The following is a 22,259-nucleotide window of genomic DNA, read 5'->3' on the forward strand; positions in this document are numbered from 1 at the left end:
CCGTCTCTTCCGTTTCGGTCGACAGACACGCATGGAGTCTCTGGAAGGGAAACCGCTGTTCATCGCCGACGGCCATAAGTGTTGGGTGTTCGAAGCCGGTCACGATGATCCGATCGAAACCAACGAGCTCAACACCCGGATACCCGACCCGGGCCGAGAACTGATCGTCTCCCGCCCGGTCGAACACTGGGCGCGACCGGGCCTCACCAGACCTACACGTCCTATCGAAGAGGTCGAATTCATCGGACGGCGTTGCTGGAAGGTGGAACTGCAAACCGGCAGCAAGGGCTCGCCGATGGTTCTGACGATCGACACCGAGACCGGGGCCGTGTTGAAGCAGGAGTCCGAGGAGGGCAGTGCGGAATACATCGATTGTGCCCTGCCGGAGGAAGTTTCGGACTCGACGTTCGTGTGGAGCGGCCCGGCCAGAATGGCTCGTAACGTGTTCGCCGAGGATCGGGCGCGTGAGGTGGAACGATCGAAAAACAACATGCAATGGTTCCACGACAACGTCAGCGCGCAGCGGATACAAGCACACGTCTTGGTCGACTTCACCCCGACCGAGGTGCGCCGAGATCCCGAACATCCTGACAGCTTCGAAGCCGATATCGAGAAAGGTGCCGGCCGACTGTGGCGACGCGCGCGATCCAGCGAGGACTGGCTCCTCCCCATAAATTGGTCGGGCAGGAACTACCCGACACCTATCCGAGCATGGTCAACAAAAGATTTCGACTGGGCGTGCGCAATCGATTTGGGACCCGGCAGTTTGACCGATGCGACAGTGGCGCAACTCCAACACGCGCTCCACCCAGGCCAAGACATGGTTGGCATACCCCCACTGAATCCGCACCTAGCTGAGCAATACGACCAATCTTGATATGCCGGGCTACCGGTAGAGGTCTGCATATTGCGGCAGCACAACAGTTTTCGTGTTACTCGAGTCTCGACGCCGGATCAATCCGACGGGTCCTGACGCCGCGCAGATGCCGTTGGGGTGAGCGCGCGACGTTGTTATTCGATGGCTTGTTGATGGACTGTTTGAGAGGGTGCACGAATGAGTGCGGTCAACTGGTTACTGGCGGGCCCGCGTGGTCGTCGGTTGCTCCTCGAGTATGCGCTGCTCGCGGAAGAGGATTCGGCCGTCGATGTCGAGCATTCGTTCCGCTCTGCGGTGTTCCTGGCGTCCTACCGCCTTGACGTCGACCAAGGTGCCGGAGTGGTGATGTTCGGGCCCGGTGCTGAGGAAGCGCGGCAGACCGTGGTGACAGCGGAGGATGTGGCGGATCGCCTGTCTCGGGTGCCGCTCCCGGAAGTGACAGCCGGCGTGCTGCGTTCGGTCCTTGCTGCAGCGGTAGATCACGCGATGTACTGGCAGCCACCGAACGGTGAGGACGTTCTCGCCGCCACCGCATCGGTGCGGGGTGAGCTGGAACGGATAGCCGAACACGTCGCCTCGACGCCGCACGCACAGTGGTGGTCGACGGGTCTCGCGGCTGCTGATCAGTGGATCGTGTGGTGGGACAACGCATACGCGCAATTCCGGGATGACCCGGCGGCCACACTGACCACCGCAGAGACGTTGCACGACTACGGTGCTCACACGGCGAAAGAAGAAGTGCGAGCGGCGACCGTGCGGCCGGCGGACCCGGCCGCGGGCTTTTCCGGAGAGTGGTGGTCGGTTCCTCCGACACGGAGCTCGACTCGCTCGTTGTTCGATGGCACCCCGGCGGAGCTGTGGTTCGTCGAGGACGGCATGGGATGGAAGCGGGCGGTCTCGCGGCGCATGCGCGTTCCCAGCGGTCTTCGCGCGTACGAGATCGACGGCCCGCAGGCGTGGGCGCAGCTATGCAGAGAGTTCCCTGTCGAGGTCTCCGCGCAGAAGCGGCACGACTGGTACCGCGCTACCGGGCGGGCCGGGCGATGGGTCGTTCCCGACTGGCCACGAGTGGCGGAACAGTACGACGGTATTCACCTCACCGTCCGCGGCTATCTCTCCGCAGCCGGGACGGCCATCACCGTGGACGACGCCACAGCGAGTGTCATCGCTGGATGGGCACCCGACGAAACCTATTGGCTCACCGACACCGCAGCCGACGGCGACAAAGCCCAGGTGTGGGTGTGCGACACCGACGGGGAACACCCCGAGTGGACCGCACACAGAGCTCGCTGACGCGGTCTGCACACCGGTAAACGCCAATCCGGTAGTTGTCGCCGGCGTTCACCCAACACTCGAAGAATCCCGATCTCGAAGACGGAGATAAGCATCGAGCCGAGCCGCGCCGACAAGAAGGTCACGGCCCCTCGCGCTCAGCCGCGCCTGCCACGCGTCGAGAAAGGAACGCAACTCGTCGACACCTCCGGCACCGCGCAACGATTCAAGGAAGTGCGCGACTTCACTCAGTCGGTGGCCGCCGCGCCGGAGTTGCCGCGCGATCTCGACGTCCCGGACGGCGTCAGCGGCGTATTCGCGGTAGCCGGTGGTCGGGGCGCGTGTGGGTTGTACGACTCCTTCCGCTTCCCAGGCCCGCAGCGTCGCCGGGTGCAGATCGAGGCGTCGTGCGAGTTCACCCACCGTCAGCGGGCGTCCGTCGATCGGCCGCGGTGCCATCGTCGACAGGCTCCTCACGGCGGCGGCCGTCTCGCCGTAGGTGCCACGTTCGGAGTGGAGAGCGGCATGGTCGGCGTCGATCGTTCGGTATGCGACGTCGTCGTCACGGGTGTTGACTGCGCGCATGATTTCGACCGCCGGCCTGTACCCGTGTCCGCGGCGCAGTGCCACGAACGCGTCGAGCGCCGCAGCGTGCATGAGCGTGTAACACCGGTAGCCGGAGTCACTTCGGACCGCGAGAGGTAGGACGCCTACCTCTTCGTAGTTGCGTACCGCCTGTGTGGACAGTCCGTGTCGGCGGGCCAGATCGGTGGGTCTCACAATGCCTCGATTGAGGGTTAACGGGTATTAAGCCGGTGGCATGATGCCGAAGTCTCAATGGAATGCTCAACGATACCGTCGAACATATGCCTGCAGAACTGCACAACATCGCCCGAGAACTCGGCGAAGACCTTGGCCGCGTGGTCGACGCTTTCCTGACCGGGCGTCCGGCCGTCCTCCTGGGCCTCGGTGAGCCGACACACGGAATTCTTGCCTTCACGAGCCTGCGCAACGAGCTGCTCGTCCATCTCGTCGCTCGCGGATTCCGGTCGGTGGCGCTCGAGACCGATATCTTCGCCGCGTCCATCGTCGACGATTACGTGGCCGGTGGAACAGCGGGCCTCGACGAGGTGTTGTCGGCCGGTTTCAGTCACGGGTTCGGCGCAGTTCCCGGTAACCGTGAACTGCTCGAATGGCTGCGTGGTCATAACGCAGCGTGCGCGCCGGAGGACCGGGTCCGATTTCATGGCTTCGACGCGCCCGTCGAGTACTCGGGAGCACCGAGCCCCGGACCGTCCCTGAAGTTCGTATTGGAAGCCCTGGCCCCCGAAGAGGTGTTGCCTCCCCACATAGGGGACCTCGACGAACTCCTCGGTGACGACGCCGACTGGACCGATCCGAACGCGATGTACGACGCCGTCGCGTCGATCGGCGGATCCAACAGAGCCCAGGTTCTCGGCTCGATCGCGGAAGGACTGGCCGCCGCTGCACCACTGGACGCGCCGTGGGAGGTGTCTGCGCACGCGCGCGCTGCGCAGGGTTTGCTTCGCTATCACGCGGCCATGGCGAGTACCGCCCCCGATCGCATCGGGCAACTACTCGGCATACGCGCCGAAATGATGGCCGACAATCTCCGCGACATCGTCACGCGTGAACGCGGTCGCGGGCCGACCCTGGTGTTCGCGCACAACTCGCACCTGCGCCGCGGCGACTCGGCGTTACCGGGCGAGGCGAGCTGGGCTGCAGCCGGTGCGCTCGTGGCCCACGACCTCGGCGATGAATACGTATTCATCGCGACCGACGCCAACCCGTCGGCACCCGTCGGCACACTGCAGGCCATGTTGGCCGATGCCACAGACCGACGCGCGTTGTTCCTGGCGGACGCACTACGCAGCGCACTGCCCGAGTCCGTTACCGCGGGTACGCCGATCGCTCCGGGCCACCTGCCACTTTCTCCCGCAGACCTATCCGGAACCGACGCGATCCTGTTTATCGCCGACACCGATGGGCACCGACACCAATACTGGTGATCCGTCCAAAACGTATATCGAACGTTCAACCACCGACATCATCCCGTGGTGAACGCAAACGCCAGCTGGCAAGAGAGCTTATCGACAGAGCGCTGCCAGCGGATCTTGACGAAACACAAACCGGAGCCAACGATCTAGTCCGAGTTTCAGCTCGACACGGACCTCTATGTACTCCGAAGCTACCTGACAGCGAACCAGCTGAATCAAGTGGCTTCGTCCACTCAGGTGCATTCGCTCAACACGCAGATCGCCGGACACCAGTGGATACACCTGGACACCGACTCAGCGCCCAGTTCGACCGTGTAAGAAACGAGTAGTGACACTCCCGCGGCACGCACACAAAAAAGACGGCTTCGGATTTCTCCGAAACCGCCTCTGAACTGCATCTACGTGTCGGGCTGACAGGATTTGAACCTGCGACCACTTGACCCCCAGTCAAGTGCGCTACCAAGCTGCGCCACAGCCCGCCGCGCCTCGAAAGGCGCTTGCTGAGATTACCCCAGCCCTACCCCTGAGAGGAAATCGCCTGCTCAGGGGCCGGGTCGGACTAGGTCAGCGGTTGTTGCCCTTGCCCGGCCGTTCCCGCTTCTCGCGGATACGCACCGAGACGCGCACGGGGCTGCCGTCGAAGTTGAACTCTTCACGCAATCGCCGCTCGATGAATCGGCGGTAGCCGGCCTCGAGGAAGCCGGTGGTGAAGAGCACGAACGTCGGCGGCCGGGTGCTGGCCTGCGTCGCGAACATGATGCGAGGCAGGCGTCCGCCACGCATCGGCGGCGGGGTGGCTGCCACGACCTCTTTGAGCCACGTGTTGAGGCGTCCGGTGGGGACACGCTTGTCCCACGACTCGAGAGCCGTCTCCAGAGCGGGCACGAGCTTCTGCACGGCACGGCCGGTGTGCGCCGAGATGTTCACGCGTTGCGCCCACGGCACCCGAGCCAGATCGCGGTCGATCTCTTTCTCGAGCTGCTGACGACGATCGTCGTCCACCAGATCCCACTTGTTGAACGCCAACACCAGCGCGCGGCCGGCATCGGAGACCATGCTCAGCACGCGCAGATCCTGCTCCGAGATCACCTGTGAGGCATCGAGAAGCAGAATTGCGACCTCGGCTGCTTCGATCGCGGACTTGGTGCGCAGCGACGCATAGAACTCGGCACCACTGGCATGACTGACGCGCTTGCGTAGTCCGGCCGTATCGACGAATCGCCATGTCTTGCCGCCCAATTCGACCAGCGAGTCGACCGGGTCGACAGTGGTGCCTGCAACATCGTGCACCACCGAACGCTCGTCACCCGAGAGCTTGTTGATCAGCGACGACTTGCCGACGTTCGGCTTACCGACCAGAGCGACACGCCTCGGTCCCCCACCGGGGATACCTTCGCGCGGAGTCTCCGGCAGTGCCTCGAGCACACGGTCGAGCAGATCACCGGTACCGCGGCCGTGGGTGGCGGACACCGATAGCGGCTCCCCCAGACCCAGCGACCACAGTGCGGCGACCTCGGACTCGGTGCGACCGTCGTCGACCTTGTTGGCCACCAACAGAACCGGAGTCTTCGACCGACGCAGCACTCGTGCCACTGCCTCGTCCGTCGTCGTCGAACCAACGCGGGCATCGACGACCAACAGGATCGCGTCGGCGGTGTTCATCGCCAACTCGGCCTGGCGCGCAACGGACTGTTGCAGCCCCTTGGCGTCGGGCTCCCAACCGCCGGTGTCCTGCACCAGGAAGCGTCGACCACTCCAGTTCGCCTCGTACGACACGCGGTCGCGAGTGACGCCCGGGACGTCCTCGACCACTGCTTCGCGGCGGCCGATGATGCGGTTGACGAGCGTCGACTTGCCGACGTTCGGTCGGCCCACCACGGCGAGAGTCGGTACGGCAACGGCATCTTCACCGTCTTCGCCCTCGTTGAGGTCGACGTACTCCCACTCGCCCTCGTCGCTCCATGTTCCGTCGCCCGCGGTTTCCGCTGCGCCGGAGAAGAATTCTTCACTCACTGCACTGCTCCACTTCTGTCGTTCACCACGAGCAGCAAACGCTCGATCACGCCGTCGAGATCCAGCTCGCTGGTATCGACGATCACCGAATCCTCAGCGGGACGAAGCGGTGACACTGCCCTCGTCGAATCTGCATGATCGCGGCGCTGCACATCCGCGAGCACGGATTCGTAGTCGTCGTCGCGACCCTGTTCGATGTTCTGTTTGTTGCGGCGCTCCGCACGCGCCTCCGGTGAGGCTGTCAGGAACACCTTCACGTCGGCGTCGGGAAGCACGACGGTGCCGATGTCGCGACCCTCCACCACAATTCGCGTCGACGAGCTCGCGAGGTCGCGCTGCATCTGCACCAGCAGCTCGCGCACCGCAGGCACCGCGGACACGGCCGAGACGGCCTTGGTCACTGCGTCCCCGCGGATTTCGCCGCTGACGTCCTCTCCGTCGAGCAAGACGGTCTCGGACAGAGGATCTTTCCCGATCTGGAGGGGAAGGGCAGCAACAGCTTTCGCGACTGCGTCTGCATCGGTGGGCTCGACGCCCGAACGCAGCACCCATACCGTTGCGACGCGGTACATCGCACCGGTGTCGAGGTAGCTTGCTTCGAGTGCTGACGCGAGCCGGCGCGATACCGACGACTTACCGGTGCCCGACGGCCCGTCCATCGCCACGACCAGAGCACTCATCACAGGCCCACGGATTCGTAGAGCTTGCCGATCTCGCCGCGGCCGAGAACACGCAGTGTTCCGGGACGCTGATCGCCGAGCACGATGTTGCCGACGTCGGTACGCACGAGGCGTCCCACCGGGAATCCGACCTTGTCGAACAACCGACGCACGATGTGCTTGCGGCCCTCGTGCAACGTCACCTTGACGAGCGATTTGCCGTCCGAGATATCGAGCAGCTGGAAGCCGTCGACCTTCACCGGGCCGTCGTCGAGAGTGACGCCTTCGCGCAACTGCTTGCCGAGCGTGCGGGGAATCGTGCCGAACAGCGTCGCGAGATAGGTCTTGGACACCTCGTACGACGGGTGCATCAGCCGGTGAGCAAGGTCACCGTCGTTGGTGAACAACAACAGTCCCTCGGTGTCGGCATCGAGCCGACCGACGTGGAACAGACGCTGGCCCGCCTGCACGCGCTCGGCGACGATGTCGCCGACGCACGGACGACCCAGATCGTCCGACATGGTGCACTGCCATCCGCGCGGCTTGTTCATCGCGAGATGAACCAGTTCTTCCTTCACGACGACACGAGTGCCGTCGACGCGAACGACGGCGATGTTCGGATCGATGCGGATGCCCTGCTCGGTGACGATGCGTCCGTCCACCTCGACGCGACCGTCGGCGATCAGCTCTTCCGCGGCCCGACGCGACGCGACACCGGCCTGCGCGAGCACCTTCTGCAACCGAACACCCTCACCGGCAGGCACGTGCTTGCGCGGGGACGAATCGGTGTACTGATGCTTCGCCGGCTTGGCGTTGCTGATGGTGGTCGCCGGAGCCTGCTTCTTCTGCGGCTTCGGCGGCTTGGGGCGCGACGGCTTCTTGCGGGGCACCGCGTCGTTGCTGCGATCGTTGATGCCCGTCTCGACGGGCTTGTTCTCGAACGATTCCCCCTGCTCGACGCCTCTGCGCGGGGCCGGTCGGCCACCGGTGCGGGGAGCGCCTGCGCGTGGTCCCCCGGTGCGAGGGGCCCCAGCGCGAGGTGCTCCGGTACGGGGAGCCCCGTCACGGGGTGCAGCGTCGCGGGTGCGATCTCCGCGGCGTGCGTCACGCGGGGTGTCCGACCTACCTGCGGTGGGCTTCCTGCGTGGGTCTTGTCTCTTGTTACGGTCCGGTGTGCCATCACGGCGAGCGGGCTTGTTCACTTGTGTTACCTATCAGTCGTCCGAGTCGAGCTCGGCTGCCGGATCGGGTTTCGATCCGCGGTTCTTGGTGGAGCGGGTCGTTCTGGGGTCGGTGTCCATGCTGTCACTGATCTCGTCGATCAGGTCCACTCCCGGTAACAGCGGTGCCAGTTCGGGTAGATCACCGAGCGATGCGAGCCCGAGCCGTTCGAGGAACAGCTCGGTGGTGCAGTACATCGTGCCGTTGGTCTCCGGGTCCGTTCCTGCTTCGGAGATCAGTCCACGGGCGAGCAACGTACGCATCACTCCATCGACATTGACTCCACGTACGGCGCTGACTCGTGCGCGGGTCAACGGTTGACGATAGGCGATCACGGCCAGGGTTTCCAATGCTGCACGTGTGAGCTTGGACCGAGCGCCGTCGAGCAGTAGCCGTTCGACGTACGGCGCATAGGCGGTTCGGGTGTAGAAACGCCACCCGTCGCCGGCGTAGCGGAGGTCGATTCCGCTGCGACGTTCGGTTAGTTCCGCGGCCATCCGGTTCAGGGCGGCGCGTACGCGGGCCACCGACGAGCCCACAGCCGATGCCAGTTGTTCGTCGGAGGCGGGAGTATCGACGATGAGCAGAACCGCCTCGAGTGCCGACGCGAGCGTGTTGTCGTCGAGTTCGCCTGACTCGTCGACATCCTCGAGCTCGAGTTCCGGGTCGGCATTCATGCGTAGTCCTCTTCCGTGACCACGATGGGTCCTTCGTCCTTGCCGGTCCAGCTCACTCGAAGATCGCCGAGTGGTTCGGGTTGCTCGAAGGCGATCACTTGTTGCCGGAACAGTTCCAGCAACGCGAGGAAGCGCGCGATTATTTCGACCTGCACTTCGCAGTCCTGCACCAGCTCCGAGAACGATGCCCACTCGTTGAGTCCCCGGCCCTGCAGGTTCTCGAGCAACCACTCTGCCTGCTCGGGGATCGAGACCGCATGCTGATGAATGTGGTCGAGGCCCACTTGCGGGATCGGCTTGGGCCGAAACGCTGCGGCTGCGATGTCTGCGAACCTGGCTGGATCGACCCCCAGCAACACCTCGGGAATCAGATCGGCGAATCGATCTTCCACCGACACCGAGCGCGGATAACGCCGCAGCGCAGCGGCTTCCAGCTCACCGAACAGCAGCGCGACCTGCTTGTAGGCGCGGTACTGAAGCAACCGGGCGAACAGGAGATCGCGCACCTCGAGCAACGCGAGATCCTCGGCGTCCTCCACATCACCCGACGGCAGCAGACGAGCCGCCTTCAGATCGAGCAACGTCGCCGCGACGACGAGGAACTCCGTTGTCTGATCGAGTCCGACATCGGCACCGAGCGATTTGGTGAACGAGATGAAATCGTCGGTGACGGTGTGCAGCGCCACCTCGGTGACATCCATGCGGTGCTGACTGATCAGCGACAGCAGCAGATCGAACGGGCCCTCGAAGTTGAGCAACCGAACCCGAAATTTCGACGTGTCCGCGTCGGCGGGAACCTCGATCGGGGCCCCGTCGGCAGCGTCGATCGTCACGGACCCGACCGGTAGATCACCTCGCGCGCAAGAGCGCGGTACGCCTGCGCGCCGCCGGATTTGGGAGCCCAGGTGGTGATCGGCTCACCGGCAACGCTGGTCTCGGGGAACCGGACCGTGCGAGTGATCACGGTGTCGTAGACGACGTCGCCGAACACCTCGACCACCCGCGTCATCACCTCGCGCGAGTGCAGCGTCCGGGCGTCGAACATCGTGACCACGATGCCCGCCAGCTTCAGTCGCGGGTTCAGCCGATCGCGCACCTTCTCGACGGTGTCGTTGAGGAGAGCCAGGCCGCGAAGACTGAAGTACTCGCACTCCATCGGAATGAGGACCTCGTCGGCACAGGTCAGCGCATTGACCGTCAACAGGCCGAGCGAGGGCTGGCAGTCGATGAGCACGTAGTCGTAGCGGTCGAGAATGGGGTGCAGTACCCGTCCGAGCGTTTGCTCACGCCCCACCTCGGTGACCAGCTGGATCTCGGCGGCAGAAAGATCGATGTTGCTCGGCATCAGATCGAGATTGTCGACGCGAGTCCGCATGATGATGTCGTCGGCCGACACCTTCGCCTCTACGAGGAGGTTGTAGACCGTCAGATCGAGTTCGTGATGTGCGACGCCCAAGCCCGCGGACAGTGCGCCCTGCGGGTCGAGGTCGACAAGCAGCACGCGACGGCCGTAACCGGCCAGCGAGGCACCGAGATTGATGGTCGACGTCGTCTTGCCGACGCCGCCCTTCTGGTTGCACATCGCGATGATCTTGGCCGGGCCGTGACTGGCCAGCGGCTGCGGATCGGGAACCGGCCTCGTCTTGCGACCGGTGGGTCCGAGCTCGTTCGGAGCAGGAATGATGTCGCGTGTCTCCCGACTGGATTCCGGTTGACGTGTATGGAAAAGAGCGCCATCGCTGTGCGGATGAGACGGATGCGTTTCGCCGGTATCGGGGGTGACGGCGGGCTGCACGCCCCACGACGGTTCCGAGGCTGACTCCGCCGCTGGCGGCTGCGGTGTCGACACGTTCCAGCGCTCCCCTGTCCCGTTCGTCTTCGAGTAGTTCACGCAAACGCTACCGCTTGACGCCACGGCATTGTCATCGGACACGCTGACACACGATTGCCGACCGCGTGCTAGCGCGCTCGCGGGTGCGCACCCGCCCACACTTCACGCAACGTCGTGACGGTGACGAGGGTGTAGATCTGTGTCGTGGTCACCGACGCATGGCCGAGCAATTCCTGCACGACACGGACGTCGGCACCGCCGTCGAGCAGGTGCGTCGCGAACGAGTGCCGGAGCACGTGCGGCGACACCCCGGCCGTGATTCCGGCCCGCTGCGCGGAGTCCTGCAGCACTTGCCAGGCGCTCTGCCGCGACAGTCGACCACCGCGCACATTGAGAAACAGCGCCGGATTCGAGCGGGCGACGAGCCCTGGCCGCCCGCGCACCAGGTACGCGTCGACCGCCTCGATGGCCGGTCGCCCCACCGGGACGACTCGGTGTTTCCCGCCCTTACCGCGCAGGAGCACCGAGCGAGCCTCGGTGTCGATGTCGTCCACATCCAGACCGACGGCCTCGGAGATGCGCGCACCGGTGGAGTACAGCAGTTCGAGCAGTGCGCGATCTCGCAGACCACGCGGTGCGTCGGGACCGGCAATGGACGCCGATTCGAGCAGCGCCACGACCTGGTCGACGGGCAGCGACTTCGGTAGTCGTTTGGCCGGCTGCGGCGGCTTCACCTCGCTCGCGACGTTGCGGTCCACCATTCCCTCGGCCAGGGCAAAGCGGTGCAGACCACGCACGGCGATCAGCGTCCGGGCCGCCGAACTGGCTGCGAGAGCCGGGAATTCGTCGTCGCCACGCCGAAGGTACAGCACGAACTCGGTGATGTCGTTCTCGGTCACCTTGGCCAGATCGGAAATTCCGTACCCGCTCAGAAACCGCTCGTACCGCACCAGATCGCGACGGTACGACGACACCGTGTTCGGTGCCGATCCGCGCTCGACCACCAGATGATCGAGATACGTCGCAATCTGATCGCCGATCACGGTGGCTACTTTCGTGAACTCTTCCGAGACTCGAATGCCGTGGGTCGATCCGCCCACGGGGCGTCGGCCGAACGCAACTCGGTGCCGGTGGCACGAGCTGCCGCCAACGCGAGCACTCCCGACACGGCCGAGGCGTTGACGATCTCCCCGGCCAACGCACGACGGACGGCCTCGTCCATCGGCACGAAGGACAGCTCGATGTCTGCCTCCTCGTCGTGTGCCTCCGGGCGATCGACCTCACTCAGATCCTCGGCGAGGAAGATGCGTACGGCTTCGTCGGTGAATCCCGGCGAGGCCAACACGTCCACCAACACCGACCACTTCCCGGCCGCGAGACCGGTCTCCTCGGCCAGTTCGCGCTGCGCCGCCAGCACGGGCTCCTCCCCCGGCTCGTCGAGCAGGCCCGCGGGCAGCTCCCAGAGACGACGCCCGATGGGGTGCCGGTACTGCTCGATCATCGCAACGCGGTCCTGATCGTCGACGGCAAGAATGCCGACGGCGCCGTGATGCTCGATCACTTCTCGCTCGGCGCGACGCCCGTTCGGCATCGCCACCTGATCGAGCCGCAGCGCGAGGATTGCGCCGGAGTACGGAACCTCCGAACCGAGCGTCGTGAATTCGTGTCTGGAGTTCTCGCTCATCCGACGGTCTCGGCCTCGGCGTCCGACTTCTCGGCCGCAGCGGTGTCACCGTGAATGTCGACCGGCAGCCGCTCGGCAGCCTTGTACTTCAACGCCGCGTTGATCAGCGATGCGAACAGCGGATGCGGACGGGTCGGCCGGCTCTTGAGCTCGGGATGCGCCTGGGTAGCAACGAAGAACGGGTGCACCGATGCCGGCAACTCCACGAACTCGACCAGATGACCGTCCGGGGACGTACCGCTGAAGACCAAGCCACTCTTGGCAATTCGGTCACGGTAGACATTGTTGACCTCGTAACGGTGACGATGCCGCTCCGAGACGTTCTCGGTCCCGTACGACGCCGCGACGACCGAACCCTTCTGCAGCGTCGCGGGGTAGGCACCGAGACGCATGGTGCCTCCGAGGTCGGCATCGCCGGCGACAGCGTCCTCCTGATCGGCCATCGTGGAGATCACCGGATCCTTGGTATCCGGATCGAACTCGGCCGAATTGGCGTCGGTCAGGCCGACCGAACGAGCCGCCTCGATGACGACGCACTGCAAACCGAGGCACAACCCCAACAGTGGAATTTTGCGGGTACGAGCGAACTCGATGGCACCGAGCTTGCCCTCGATACCGCGAATGCCGAATCCGCCGGGAATGAGCACGGCATCGACATCACCCAACGCAGCCTGAGCCCCCGCAGGCGTCGAGCACTCGTCGGACGGAACCCACTTGATCTCGACCTTGGCGCGATGAGCGAATCCACCGGCACGCAGCGCCTCGGTGACCGAGAGGTAGGCGTCGGGCAGGTCGACGTACTTGCCGACGAGGCCGACGCGCACGGTTTCGCGGGGCTGGTGGACGCGCTCGAGCAGTCCGCCCCAGATGGTCCAGTCGACGTCACGGAACGGCAGACCGAGCTGCCGGACGACGTAGGCGTCGAGGCCTTCCTTGTGCAGCACCTTGGGGATGTCGTAGATCGACGGGGCGTCGGGTGTGGAGATGCAGCCGTCGACGTCGACGTCGCACATCAGCGCGATCTTGTTCTTGAGCCCAGGCGGCACGTCGCGATCGCACCGCAGGATCAACGCGTCGGGCTGAATGCCGATGCTGCGCAGTGCTGCGACGGAGTGCTGGGTGGGCTTGGTCTTGAGTTCACCGGACGGTGCCAGGAACGGGACCAGCGACACGTGCAGGAAGAACACGTTGTTGCGGCCGACGTCGTGACGGACCTGCCGCGCCGCTTCGAGGAACGGCTGCGATTCGATATCGCCGACGGTGCCGCCGATTTCGGTGATGACGACGTCCGGCTGATGGCCCTGGAGGTCGGGACCGTTCATGGCCAGGATGCGACGTTTGATCTCGTCGGTGATGTGCGGAATGACCTGAACGGTGTCGCCGAGGTATTCGCCGCGACGCTCCTTGGCGATGACCGTCGAATAGACCTGGCCGGTGGTCACATTGGCGAATCCGGACAGATCACGGTCGAGGAAGCGCTCGTAATGGCCGACGTCGAGGTCCGTCTCCGAGCCGTCCTCGGTGACGAAGACTTCACCGTGCTGGAACGGGTTCATCGTGCCGGGATCGACGTTGAGATACGGATCGAGCTTCTGCATGGTCACGCGCAAGCCGCGTGCGGTCAGTAGCTGGCCGAGGCTGGACGCCGTCAGACCTTTTCCGAGCGAAGACGCGACGCCTCCGCTGACGAAGATGTGCTTGGTGTCGGAACGCGACTGAAGGCGTGACAATGAGGCTCCCGTGACGACTCTGCAGGGCTTGCTCCTATCAGGGGGCTGATAAGAGAGATAAAGCGTGAAAATTGGGCCTGCTACCCACGGGACTTCACGGTAACACCAGTACGTACCTCACCGCCAACGACACGCGTATTCGACGCGAGCGCCGATCAACTCACCGGCGCTCCCACGGTGACGGCGTTCGCGTTCGCTCCGGTGCCGTAGCGGCCCGACGCACCGTCCAGTTGCTCCGCCAGGGCGAGAACCGTGGTGATTCGGCCTGCTTCACGATCCACGTTGTCCACCGTGCTGAGCGCAGACGACAACGCCGAGTCGGCTCGCACTACCGCGATCGAGCCGTTGCCCTCGGCCGCACCGGAACGACCTGCCAGTACCGCACCTGCTCCACGTGAATCGAGAGCTCCGGCGAAGCGAGCGACGATGGCACCGCGGTTGCCGTCCTCGACATCCGAGGCACCCGAACCGGTGACCACCACGGCCAGCTGCGCCGGCGCGACCGCACCGTTGTCGTAAGCGATGAACCCGCCGCTACGCAACGTCTCGAGCGCGAGAGACAGCTCCTCGGGGGTCGATTGCGGCTGCGCCGTCTGTGCATTGAGCAGCAACACCGAACCCAGCAGGTCGCCCGCCAGACTTCCCTGGTCGACCGCCCCGGTACGCAACTGCACACCGGCCGGAATGACGTTGGTCAGTCGGGTGCGCAGATCGTCGCCGTTCGCCGCGGACACGAACGAATCCGTCAGCGACACCCGGCCCGTGACCGTGGCACCGGACGCCCCGATCGAACGCGTGACTCCGTCGACATCGCCGGGATCTGCATCGGGCGTGGTGATGACCACGACACTGCGATCGACGAGGGTGTCTCGCAGTACTCGACCCGAGACCGCCGCATCGAAACCGTCGGCCGAGTTCAGCTGCTCGCCGAGCTGATTGTTGGTCGACTGCAGATCGTCGACCTGATTCTCGAGACCCGTCTTGTCGTCTCGCAGACCCGAGACCAGTCCGCTGGACAGCAGGCCCGAGCCGAGGACGATGCCGATGGCCAACGCAACGAACACGGCAGCCAGCGAAATGGCATGTTGGCGAAGCGAAATCACGAAAGCAACCCCTGGAACCACAGTGCGAATCGGTTCCACAGATCGATCGCCCAATCCAAGGATTCGCCGCCGATGTTGGAGACGGCCAACGCCACGATCACCGCAACGAGCGCAGCGAGAATGAGCAGGGCAATTGCGCCGCCCGACACGCGGCTTCGGTACAGCGTGGCCACCGCCTTGGCGTCGACCAGCTTGGCACCGACCTTCAGACGCGTCATGAACGCGGCCGGGTTGGTGTTGCGTCGTCCGCGATCGAAGAATTCGTCCAGGCTGGCCGGGCTACCGACCGACACGATCAGCGACGCACCGTGGTGGTCGGCCAACAGCAGTGCGAGGTCCGCAGCAGCACCGGTCGCCGGGAAGGTCATGGCACCGATGCCGAGATCCTGGATGCGTTCGAGACCTTGCGCGTGTCCGTCCGAATCGGCCGGAAGTACCACTTCTGCACCACATTTGAGTGTCTGCGCAGTGACGTCCTCAGGATCGCCGACGATCAGATCCGGGCGGTGTCCCGCTTTCATCGCTGTGTCCGCGCCCGCACCGACGCCGATGATGACGGGCGAGTACTCCTTGATGAACGGCTTCAGATTCTTCAGGTCCTCCGCGTGCCCCGGCCCGTCGGCAACGATCACGACGTGACGACCCTTGAGGTCGATGTCGATGTCCGGAACCCCGACGCCGTCGATCAGCAACGGACTCTCGGTCCGAATGAACTCGATCGTGTTGCCCGAGAACGCTTCCAGATGGTCGACCAGCCCGGTCTTGGCCTCGATCATCTTGTCCGAGATCTCGGCTTCGCTCTGCTCCTCACCCTTGGCGAGGCGGCGATCGCCGGTGTAGACGCCACCGTCGTTGAGCCGGATCTTGGTGCCGTCCTTGATCTTCTTGAAGATCTCGGTGCCGGCCGAGTCGATCAAGGTGATCCCGTTGGCGACGATGACCTCGGGGCCGAGGTTGGGATAGCGGCCGGAGATCGACGGCGACGCGTTGACGACCGCGAGCACCCCGGCCTCGACGAGCGCATCTGCGGTCAACCGGTCCAGATCGAGCTCGTCCAGAACGACGATGTCGCCGGGGCCGACCCGCTTGAGCAGCTTGGCCGTGTTGCGATCGACTCGCGCGATCCCGGTGATTCCGGGCAGCGAATCCTGACTACGTGACAGCAGTGCCGGCATCTTCATGCCCACCATGATGACCCGATCGACACGCCCGGCCATGGAGGCGCGCCGAAACAACTACCACACTGATCACATCAGCACCAAAAGTTACAGGGCAGCTCGATCCGCGTTTGCGGTGGCCAACAGCTCCTCTGCGTGTGCGCGACCGGTCTCGGTGTCGTCGAGCCCGGCGAGCATCCGGGCGAGTTCGACGACGCGTTCCGAGGACGACAGCGTCCGGACTCCGCTGTTCGCCGCCCCCTTCTTGGCGTCGGTCTTGTCCACCACCAGATGCGTGTCCGCGAACGCAGCCACCTGCGGCAGGTGGGTGACGACGATGACCTGATGAGTACGAGCCAGCCGACCGAGCCGACGACCGACCTCGACCGCCGCCCGACCACCGACTCCGGCGTCGACCTCGTCGAACACCATCGTCGCGCCCTTGTCGGAGCCCGCCAGCACCACCTCGAGCGCCAACATCACCCGCGACAGCTCACCGCCCGACGCGCTCTTGCTGATCGGCAACGCCTGGGCGCCGTCGTGCGCGGACAACCGGAACTCGACCTCGTCGACCCCGGTACTACCCGCATGCAACTCGGCACCGTCGACGACGATCGGTGCCGTGTCCGACGGTCCGGCCGGCAGCGATCGAACATCTATCTGCAGCTTGGCTTTTCCCATCGCCAGTCCGGCCAGCTCGACGCTGACGGCTTTGGACAGCTTCGTCGCCGCTTTCGACCGGGCAGCGCTCAGCTTGGACGCGGCCGCCGCGACATCGACCGCAGCCGACTCGACACGCGCACTCAGCTCCGCGAGCGCGTCGGCAGAGGTATCGATCCGAGACAAACGGTCGCGAGCGTCCTCGGCCCACGCGATGACACCGTCGACGTCGGCGGCGTACTTGCGCGTCAAAGACTTCAGCTCGGCCTGCCGGTTCAGGATCGTGTCGAGAGCTCCCGGATCCGACGGGAGATCCGACAGATACGTGGTCAGGTCGGCACCGATGTCGCCGACGACGGCCATCGCGTCGTTCAACCGGGGCAGCAGTTCTGTGAGAGCAGCATCGTCGGCGTGTTCGAGACGCGATCGTGCCTCGCCCAACAGATACAGCGCAGACGTGGTGTCCGACGCCTCCTCGGTACTCCCGACGAGAGCCGCGGCGGCACCCTCGGCGGTTTCCCGCAGCGAATCGAGGTCGCCGAGCCTGCGCACATCCTCGGCCACGGAGCGATCCTCACCCGGCTCCGGTGCCAGGGAGTCGATCTCCTGCAGGCCGAACTGCAGCCGGTCCGCTTCCTGAGCCAATTCACGGCTGCGTTCGGTGCGGTCGATCAATTCGTTGCGTGCGTCGAGCCACGTCTTACGGGCGGCGCGATACTTCGCCACCAGAGAGGCCACCGAATCACCGGCGAATCTGTCGAGTGCACCGAGTTGCTGGTCGGGGCGCAGCAGCCGCAACTGATCGTTCTGGCCGTGCACTGTCAGCAGCGAATCGGTGAAGTTCGAAAGCACCGATGCGGGGACGCTTCGTCCACCCAGGTGCGCACGTGAGCGGCCGTCCGAATTGACCGTTCGCACGGCGATGATCGAATTGTCTTCGTCGCGTTGACCTCCCGAGGATTCGAGCACCTTCTCGACATCCTCGATCACCTGTTCCGAGGCGGTGTCGGTGCTGAATCGCCCCTCGACCACGGCCCTTTGGGCACCGAGCCGCACCCGACCTGCATCGGCGCGTGCACCCGACAGCAGATGCAAGCTGGTGACCACCATCGTCTTGCCGGCCCCGGTCTCGCCGGTGAGAACCGTCAACCCCTCGTGAAATTGTGCGCTCGCACCGGAGATGACTCCGAGGCTGTCGATCCGAATCTCTTCGAGCATCCCTACCTCGCTCTCCCCCGCCACCCGGTCACGGGCAGTTCGAATTTCTTGACCATGCGATCGGCGAACGGTGCCGAATCCAGGCGAACCCACTTGATGGGCGATGCTCCCCGCACGACCTCGACGCGTGCTCCCGCCGGCAACCCCAATGTGCGGCGGCCGTCGCAGAACACGAAACCATCGTGTCCGCCGGCATCGATCTCGACGGCGATGATCGACTCGGGGCTGGTGACGAGCGGACGCGCGAAGAGGGCATGGGCGTTGCTCGGAATGACCAGTATGGCTTCGAGTTCCGGCCACACCACCGGCCCGCCTGCAGAGAACGCATATGCCGTCGACCCCGTGGGTGTCGACACGAGCACTCCGTCGCAGCCGAACGCGGAGACCGGACGCCCGTCCACTTCGAGAACGACCTCGAGGACCCCGAGCCTGGAACCGTTCTCGATGCTCGCCTCGTTCAAGGCCCACCCGCGCTCGACGACCTGGTCGCCCACTCGGATGGCAATGTCCAACGTCATCCGCTGTTCGATGCGATAGTTGCCGGCCATGACCCGCGCCAGCGCGTCCTCGAGATGGTCGGCCTCGGCCTCGGCGAGAAACCCCACGTGGCCGAGGTTGATACCGAGAACCGGGATGTCGGCCGCCTGTGCGAGCTCGGCTGCGCGCAGGAACGTTCCGTCACCACCGAGAACCAGAACCATCTCGCACCCGGCGGCCGCATCGGGACCGAACTCGACGACGTTGAGCCTCATGTCCGCCACGAACACATGGTCGTGTTCCTCGGTGTCCGATGCCTCGATCTTGGACGGTTCCACTTCGTCGACGAGAACCCGCAGGCAGATGCCTGCTTCGTCGAACACTTTGCCCACTCGGCGCGCCGTCTCGGCGATGTCGGGCCGGCCGGGGTGTGCGACGAGAAGAATCTCCCGAACGGACTCCTGTGTCGGTGCTGCATGGGACGGAGTCACTGTGGTCCTTCCTCGATCGCGTGACGGACCAACTCGGTGACGTCCACGTCGGTACGCGGCGAACCGTCACCTGCGCCCGCCTTCAGCCACAAAAAGTACTCGACGTTGCCCGAAGGTCCCGGCAGTGGGCTTGCGGCGACCGCCTCGACTCGCAGGTTCGACGCAAGCGCGGCATTCGCGACGTCCTCGACGGCCTCCGCCCGCAACGCCGGGTCTCGCACGACGCCGCCGGAACCGACGCGGTCCTTGCCGACCTCGAATTGAGGCTTGACCATCAACACCATGTCCGTACCCGACGTGGAGCACGCGACGAAAGCGGGAAGAACGAGCTTCAGAGAGATGAACGACAGGTCTGCCACGATGACGTCGACAGGGCCCCCGATCGTGTCGGCATCTATCGAGCGCACATTGGTGCGATCGATGACGTGCACGCGTTCGTCGGATTGCAGTCGCCACACGAGCTGGCCGTAACCCACGTCGACCGCAACGACCTCGCGCACACCGCGACTGAGCAGAACGTCGGTGAAACCTCCCGTGGATGCACCGGCGTCGAGACACCGCGCGTTCTCGACGGTCAGACCCAGTGGCTCGAACGCGTCGAGGGCACCGAGCAGTTTGTGCGCGCCGCGAGACGCCCAGCTGATTTCGTTGCCTTCCTCGGCCACCAACAGCGGAGTGCCCGGCTCGACGGCGGTAGCGGGCTTCGAAGCCACGGTTCCGGCAATCTTCACCCGGCCTGCTTCGATGAGTTCGGAGGCGTGTTCACGAGATCTGGCCAATCCACGACGGACCAGTTCTGCGTCGACACGTGCGCGACGGGCCACGTCAGGTCTTGTCGACGGTCGTCAAGGCCCGAACCAGCACTTCATGGGCCCGGTCCAGCACACTCGCATCACGCGCCAGGGCGTCCGAATCGACGGCCTCCGAGTCGAGGTCTGCCTCCGACCCGATGGTGAGCTGCGCGAGCAGCGACGACACCTCGGCCCTGATGCTGTCCGGATCTGCGGACGACTGTTCGCCGACCGCGTTCGGCCGGTGTTGTCCTGGGAGTGGAATCGACGCGCTCATCACCTCTCACGCTATCGGATGGGTCCGACGAACGCCCGCTCGCGGCCGACTGCACGAACCCGTGTCAACAACCCAACAACGAGCGCAGATCGGCGAGTCCATCCCCGTCGAAGCGAACATCCGAGAATTCCGAACCCGACCAAGCAACATCGAGGACGGCGAGCAGACCTTCGAAGGCATCCATCTCGGCAGCACCCTCGAACCGCACGGACAGGACCTCGTCGTCGATGCCGACCGTCCAGCCATCCTTACCAGCGACCTCGGACGCCGACTCGTCCTTGTTCAGAACCCCGAGATCACTACCGATGTGAGTGGGACGCAGGTGCTTCGGAGCACGAAGCAACTCTGCAGCGGTACTGACACCCGTCAGGACCAACAGCGACGGGAGGGCAGCTTCGTTCGCGCCTGCTATATCGGTATCGAGCCGGTCCCCGACCACGAGCGCCGACTTGGCACCACTTCGCTCGACGGCGTCACGCATGATGGGAGCCGCGGGCTTGCCTGCAACGATGGGCTCGACGTCGGTGGCATTGCGCACTGCTGCCACCATCGAACCGTTGCCGAGAACGAGGCCGCGCTCGGTCGGAAGAGTCGCATCGACGTTGGTCGCGACCCACAGCGCGCCCGCACGCACAGCCAGTACCGCCTCGGCCAACATGGGCCACCCTGTATCGACCGAATGTCCCTGAACCACCGCAACCGGCTGGTCGTCAGCAGAGCGCACCGGCGTCAATCCCACCTTCTCGATCTCGGTCGCCAAGGCGTCGGTACCGACGACGAGGACGCGTGAGCCAGGATCGAGTCTGTCCGCGAGTACTCGGGCTGCTGCTTCGGAACTGGTGACGACAAATTCCGCTGTGGTGTCGAAACCGAGTTCGCGGAGGTGTTCGGCGACATCGCTCGGTGCGCGACTGGCATTGTTGGTGACGAAGAACTGCTTCTCGGAACCACCCGAAAGCGCCTCCACTGCACCCGGAATGGGTTCCTTGCCGGCGTAGACGGTGCCGTCGAGGTCGAGCAGCAGAACGTCGTGGGCGTCGCGCAGTAATGTCACCGACTGCCCCCGGACAACTCCTCGACCCGCTCTTCTGCGTCGGTTTCTCCATCGACATCCGCCGCGGCAGCGTTGAGGAACCACTTCACACCTTCGTCGACGCGACCGGCAGCAACGAGCGCATCGGCGTAGACGTAGAACAGACGAGCCGCAGCCGTACCCGACCGGGACGCGTCGAGATCGGGAGTCTGGAGGGTGACGACGGCCTGGTCGTACTGATTGAGATCCATACGAGCGCCGGCGACGACGATCCGGAGTTCCGACGCCTCTTCACCGGTCAGTTCCCGCGCTTCGTCGCTGCGACCGAGTTCGATGGCCCGCTCGGGGCGCCCGAGTCCGCGTTCGCAGTCGGCCATGACCGCGATGAGGCCGGGGCCGCCGGCCATTCGACGTGCCGCCCGCAGTTCCGACAGAGCCTCCGCCCATTCACCCGCGTGATATGCCGCGATACCGGCCGTCTCGCGTACGACGGCAATGCGGCCGGCCCGCTGACGAGCAGCGCGCGCGTGCAGCAGCGCCAACTGCGGGTCGTCGTCGAGCAGGCGGCTGGTCATCACGAGGTGACGCGCCACAGCAGTGGCATTGTTCTTGTCCAAGCTCAGCAGATCCCGGCGCACTGCCGGCTCGAGCTGGCCGGCTTCGACCTCGTCGGGCAGATCCGGCTCGTCTGGCCGCGGGGGTCGACGGTCGGACGATGCGCTGTTTCCGCGGCGATCGCCGGAGAACCCACCTTCCCCACCACGCCTGCGGGGAGGACCGTCCGAACGACGCGAGTCGGCGCGACGGTCCTGAGCGCGGGGGTTGCGATCTCGGGACTCGTTGGGGCGATTGCCACCGTCTGCTCGGGAGGGGCGACGATCGTTGTTGTCTTCCGACACGGGCGTCCTTTCGGATTTTCGGGTACAAACGCAAAAAGGGGACCCACCAAGTGGGTCCCCTTCTTACAACGGGTGTTCGGCGGTGTCCTACTCTCCCACACCCTGTCGAGTGCAGTACCATCGGCGCTGGAGGGCTTAGCTTCCGGGTTCGGAATGGGACCGGGCGTTTCC

The 22,259-nt window shown here is 64.9% G+C and carries 21 protein-coding genes, 1 tRNA gene and 1 rRNA gene; 3 read left to right on the forward strand and 20 right to left on the reverse strand.

All coding sequences use genetic code 11. The annotated features are described in order from the left end of the window. Positions 1-31 precede the first annotated feature (31 nt). Together CH281_RS14495 and CH281_RS14500 are read left to right on the forward strand one after the other, a co-directional pair. Positions 32-877: a hypothetical protein gene (locus CH281_RS14495; protein ID WP_143544813.1), complete on the forward strand. Its 846-nt coding sequence runs from the start codon at positions 32-34 to the stop codon at positions 875-877. A 177-nt stretch (positions 878-1,054) separates the two neighbouring features. Beyond that, the gene (locus CH281_RS14500) at positions 1,055-2,170 is read left to right on the forward strand and encodes a hypothetical protein (protein ID WP_094694566.1); all 1,116 of its coding nucleotides are present in this window, start codon (positions 1,055-1,057) and stop codon (positions 2,168-2,170) included. 48 nt (positions 2,171-2,218) lie between these two features. Here the strand turns inward: CH281_RS14500 and CH281_RS14505 are convergent, their stop codons facing one another. After that, a complete protein-coding gene (locus tag CH281_RS14505) occupies positions 2,219-2,929 on the reverse strand; it encodes a MerR family transcriptional regulator (RefSeq protein ID WP_094694568.1) in 711 nt (236 codons plus the stop codon). Between the two features lie 86 nt (positions 2,930-3,015). On the opposite strand from CH281_RS14505, the gene CH281_RS14510 reads away from it, so the two are divergent. Further along, positions 3,016-4,179, forward strand: a complete 1,164-nt coding sequence (locus CH281_RS14510; protein ID WP_094694620.1) for an erythromycin esterase family protein — start codon at positions 3,016-3,018, stop codon at positions 4,177-4,179. Between the two features lie 393 nt (positions 4,180-4,572). On the opposite strand, the gene CH281_RS14515 is transcribed toward CH281_RS14510, so the two are convergent. The 19 genes from CH281_RS14515 to rrf form a co-directional block, all read right to left on the reverse strand. Beyond that, a tRNA-Pro gene (locus CH281_RS14515) sits at positions 4,573-4,646 on the reverse strand. Between the two features lie 85 nt (positions 4,647-4,731). After that, complete coding sequence (gene der, locus CH281_RS14520; RefSeq protein WP_027497207.1) at positions 4,732-6,180, reverse strand: ribosome biogenesis GTPase Der; 1,449 nt, start codon at positions 6,178-6,180, stop codon at positions 4,732-4,734. Then, positions 6,177-6,860: a (d)CMP kinase gene (gene cmk, locus CH281_RS14525; RefSeq protein WP_094694570.1), complete on the reverse strand. Its 684-nt coding sequence runs from the start codon at positions 6,858-6,860 to the stop codon at positions 6,177-6,179. The genes der and cmk overlap by 4 nt, the downstream gene beginning before the upstream one ends. Next, positions 6,860-8,041, reverse strand: a complete 1,182-nt coding sequence (locus tag CH281_RS14530) for a pseudouridine synthase (RefSeq protein WP_094694572.1) — start codon at positions 8,039-8,041, stop codon at positions 6,860-6,862. Before CH281_RS14530 ends, cmk begins: the two co-directional genes overlap by 1 nt. 12 nt (positions 8,042-8,053) lie before the next feature. Further along, positions 8,054-8,737 (reverse strand): SMC-Scp complex subunit ScpB, encoded by a 684-nt coding sequence (gene scpB / locus CH281_RS14535; protein WP_057474926.1) that lies wholly within the window; start codon positions 8,735-8,737, stop codon positions 8,054-8,056. Then, positions 8,734-9,564: a segregation and condensation protein A gene (locus tag CH281_RS14540; RefSeq protein WP_162247570.1), complete on the reverse strand. Its 831-nt coding sequence runs from the start codon at positions 9,562-9,564 to the stop codon at positions 8,734-8,736. The genes scpB and CH281_RS14540 overlap by 4 nt, the downstream gene beginning before the upstream one ends. 2 nt (positions 9,565-9,566) lie before the next feature. Further along, positions 9,567-10,532, reverse strand: coding sequence for a ParA family protein (locus CH281_RS14545; protein WP_048320374.1), 966 nt, complete (start codon positions 10,530-10,532; stop codon positions 9,567-9,569). Between the two features lie 164 nt (positions 10,533-10,696). After that, positions 10,697-11,611 carry a site-specific tyrosine recombinase XerD gene (gene xerD, locus CH281_RS14550; RefSeq protein WP_094694574.1) on the reverse strand — a complete coding sequence of 305 codons (915 nt, stop codon included), beginning with the start codon at positions 11,609-11,611 and terminating at the stop codon, positions 10,697-10,699. Positions 11,612-11,616: 5 nt separating this feature from the next. Further along, positions 11,617-12,252, reverse strand: coding sequence for an NUDIX domain-containing protein (locus tag CH281_RS14555; protein ID WP_094694576.1), 636 nt, complete (start codon positions 12,250-12,252; stop codon positions 11,617-11,619). Next, a complete protein-coding gene (locus CH281_RS14560) occupies positions 12,249-13,982 on the reverse strand; it encodes a CTP synthase (RefSeq protein ID WP_027497215.1) in 1,734 nt (577 codons plus the stop codon). The genes CH281_RS14555 and CH281_RS14560 overlap by 4 nt, the downstream gene beginning before the upstream one ends. A 155-nt stretch (positions 13,983-14,137) precedes the next feature. After that, positions 14,138-15,085, reverse strand: a complete 948-nt coding sequence (locus CH281_RS14565) for a copper transporter (RefSeq protein WP_032370606.1) — start codon at positions 15,083-15,085, stop codon at positions 14,138-14,140. Continuing rightward, complete coding sequence (steA, locus tag CH281_RS14570; RefSeq protein WP_032366203.1) at positions 15,082-16,266, reverse strand: putative cytokinetic ring protein SteA; 1,185 nt, start codon at positions 16,264-16,266, stop codon at positions 15,082-15,084. The genes CH281_RS14565 and steA overlap by 4 nt, the downstream gene beginning before the upstream one ends. A gap of 84 nt (positions 16,267-16,350) precedes the next feature. Continuing rightward, on the reverse strand, positions 16,351-18,120 hold the full coding sequence (gene recN, locus CH281_RS14575; protein ID WP_179274194.1) for a DNA repair protein RecN: 1,770 nt from the start codon (positions 18,118-18,120) through the stop codon (positions 16,351-16,353). 2 nt (positions 18,121-18,122) lie between these two features. Continuing rightward, on the reverse strand, positions 18,123-19,088 hold the full coding sequence (locus CH281_RS14580; RefSeq protein WP_032366112.1) for an NAD kinase: 966 nt from the start codon (positions 19,086-19,088) through the stop codon (positions 18,123-18,125). Then, positions 19,085-19,912 carry a TlyA family RNA methyltransferase gene (locus CH281_RS14585; protein ID WP_094694580.1) on the reverse strand — a complete coding sequence of 276 codons (828 nt, stop codon included), beginning with the start codon at positions 19,910-19,912 and terminating at the stop codon, positions 19,085-19,087. The genes CH281_RS14580 and CH281_RS14585 overlap by 4 nt, the downstream gene beginning before the upstream one ends. Position 19,913: 1 nt before the next feature. Then, positions 19,914-20,156: a hypothetical protein gene (locus CH281_RS14590; RefSeq protein WP_032408217.1), complete on the reverse strand. Its 243-nt coding sequence runs from the start codon at positions 20,154-20,156 to the stop codon at positions 19,914-19,916. A 64-nt stretch (positions 20,157-20,220) separates the two neighbouring features. Continuing rightward, positions 20,221-21,210 (reverse strand): HAD-IIA family hydrolase, encoded by a 990-nt coding sequence (locus CH281_RS14595; protein ID WP_094694582.1) that lies wholly within the window; start codon positions 21,208-21,210, stop codon positions 20,221-20,223. After that, a complete protein-coding gene (locus tag CH281_RS14600) occupies positions 21,207-22,088 on the reverse strand; it encodes a tetratricopeptide repeat protein (protein ID WP_080731014.1) in 882 nt (293 codons plus the stop codon). Before CH281_RS14600 ends, CH281_RS14595 begins: the two co-directional genes overlap by 4 nt. A 74-nt stretch (positions 22,089-22,162) precedes the next feature. Beyond that, positions 22,163-22,259, reverse strand: a 5S ribosomal RNA gene (rrf, locus tag CH281_RS14605); the annotation flags it as partial.

This window comes from Rhodococcus sp. 06-221-2, from assembly GCF_002258365.1.
GTDB classification, from domain to species: Bacteria; Actinomycetota; Actinomycetes; order Mycobacteriales; family Mycobacteriaceae; genus Rhodococcoides; species Rhodococcoides fascians.

Coding starts and splice junctions, on each gene's coding strand:
- CH281_RS14495 (WP_143544813.1), top strand. CDS start 32: ATGGAGTCTCTGGAAGGGAAACCGCTGTTCATCGCCGACGGCCATAAG.
- CH281_RS14500 (WP_094694566.1), top strand. CDS start 1,055: ATGAGTGCGGTCAACTGGTTACTGGCGGGCCCGCGTGGTCGTCGGTTG.
- CH281_RS14510 (WP_094694620.1), top strand. CDS start 3,016: ATGCCTGCAGAACTGCACAACATCGCCCGAGAACTCGGCGAAGACCTT.
- cmk (WP_094694570.1), bottom strand. CDS start 6,860: ATGAGTGCTCTGGTCGTGGCGATGGACGGGCCGTCGGGCACCGGTAAG.
- scpB (WP_057474926.1), bottom strand. CDS start 8,737: ATGAATGCCGACCCGGAACTCGAGCTCGAGGATGTCGACGAGTCAGGC.
- CH281_RS14555 (WP_094694576.1), bottom strand. CDS start 12,252: ATGAGCGAGAACTCCAGACACGAATTCACGACGCTCGGTTCGGAGGTT.
- steA (WP_032366203.1), bottom strand. CDS start 16,266: ATGAAGATGCCGGCACTGCTGTCACGTAGTCAGGATTCGCTGCCCGGA.
- recN (WP_179274194.1), bottom strand. CDS start 18,120: ATGCTCGAAGAGATTCGGATCGACAGCCTCGGAGTCATCTCCGGTGCG.
- CH281_RS14590 (WP_032408217.1), bottom strand. CDS start 20,156: ATGAGCGCGTCGATTCCACTCCCAGGACAACACCGGCCGAACGCGGTC.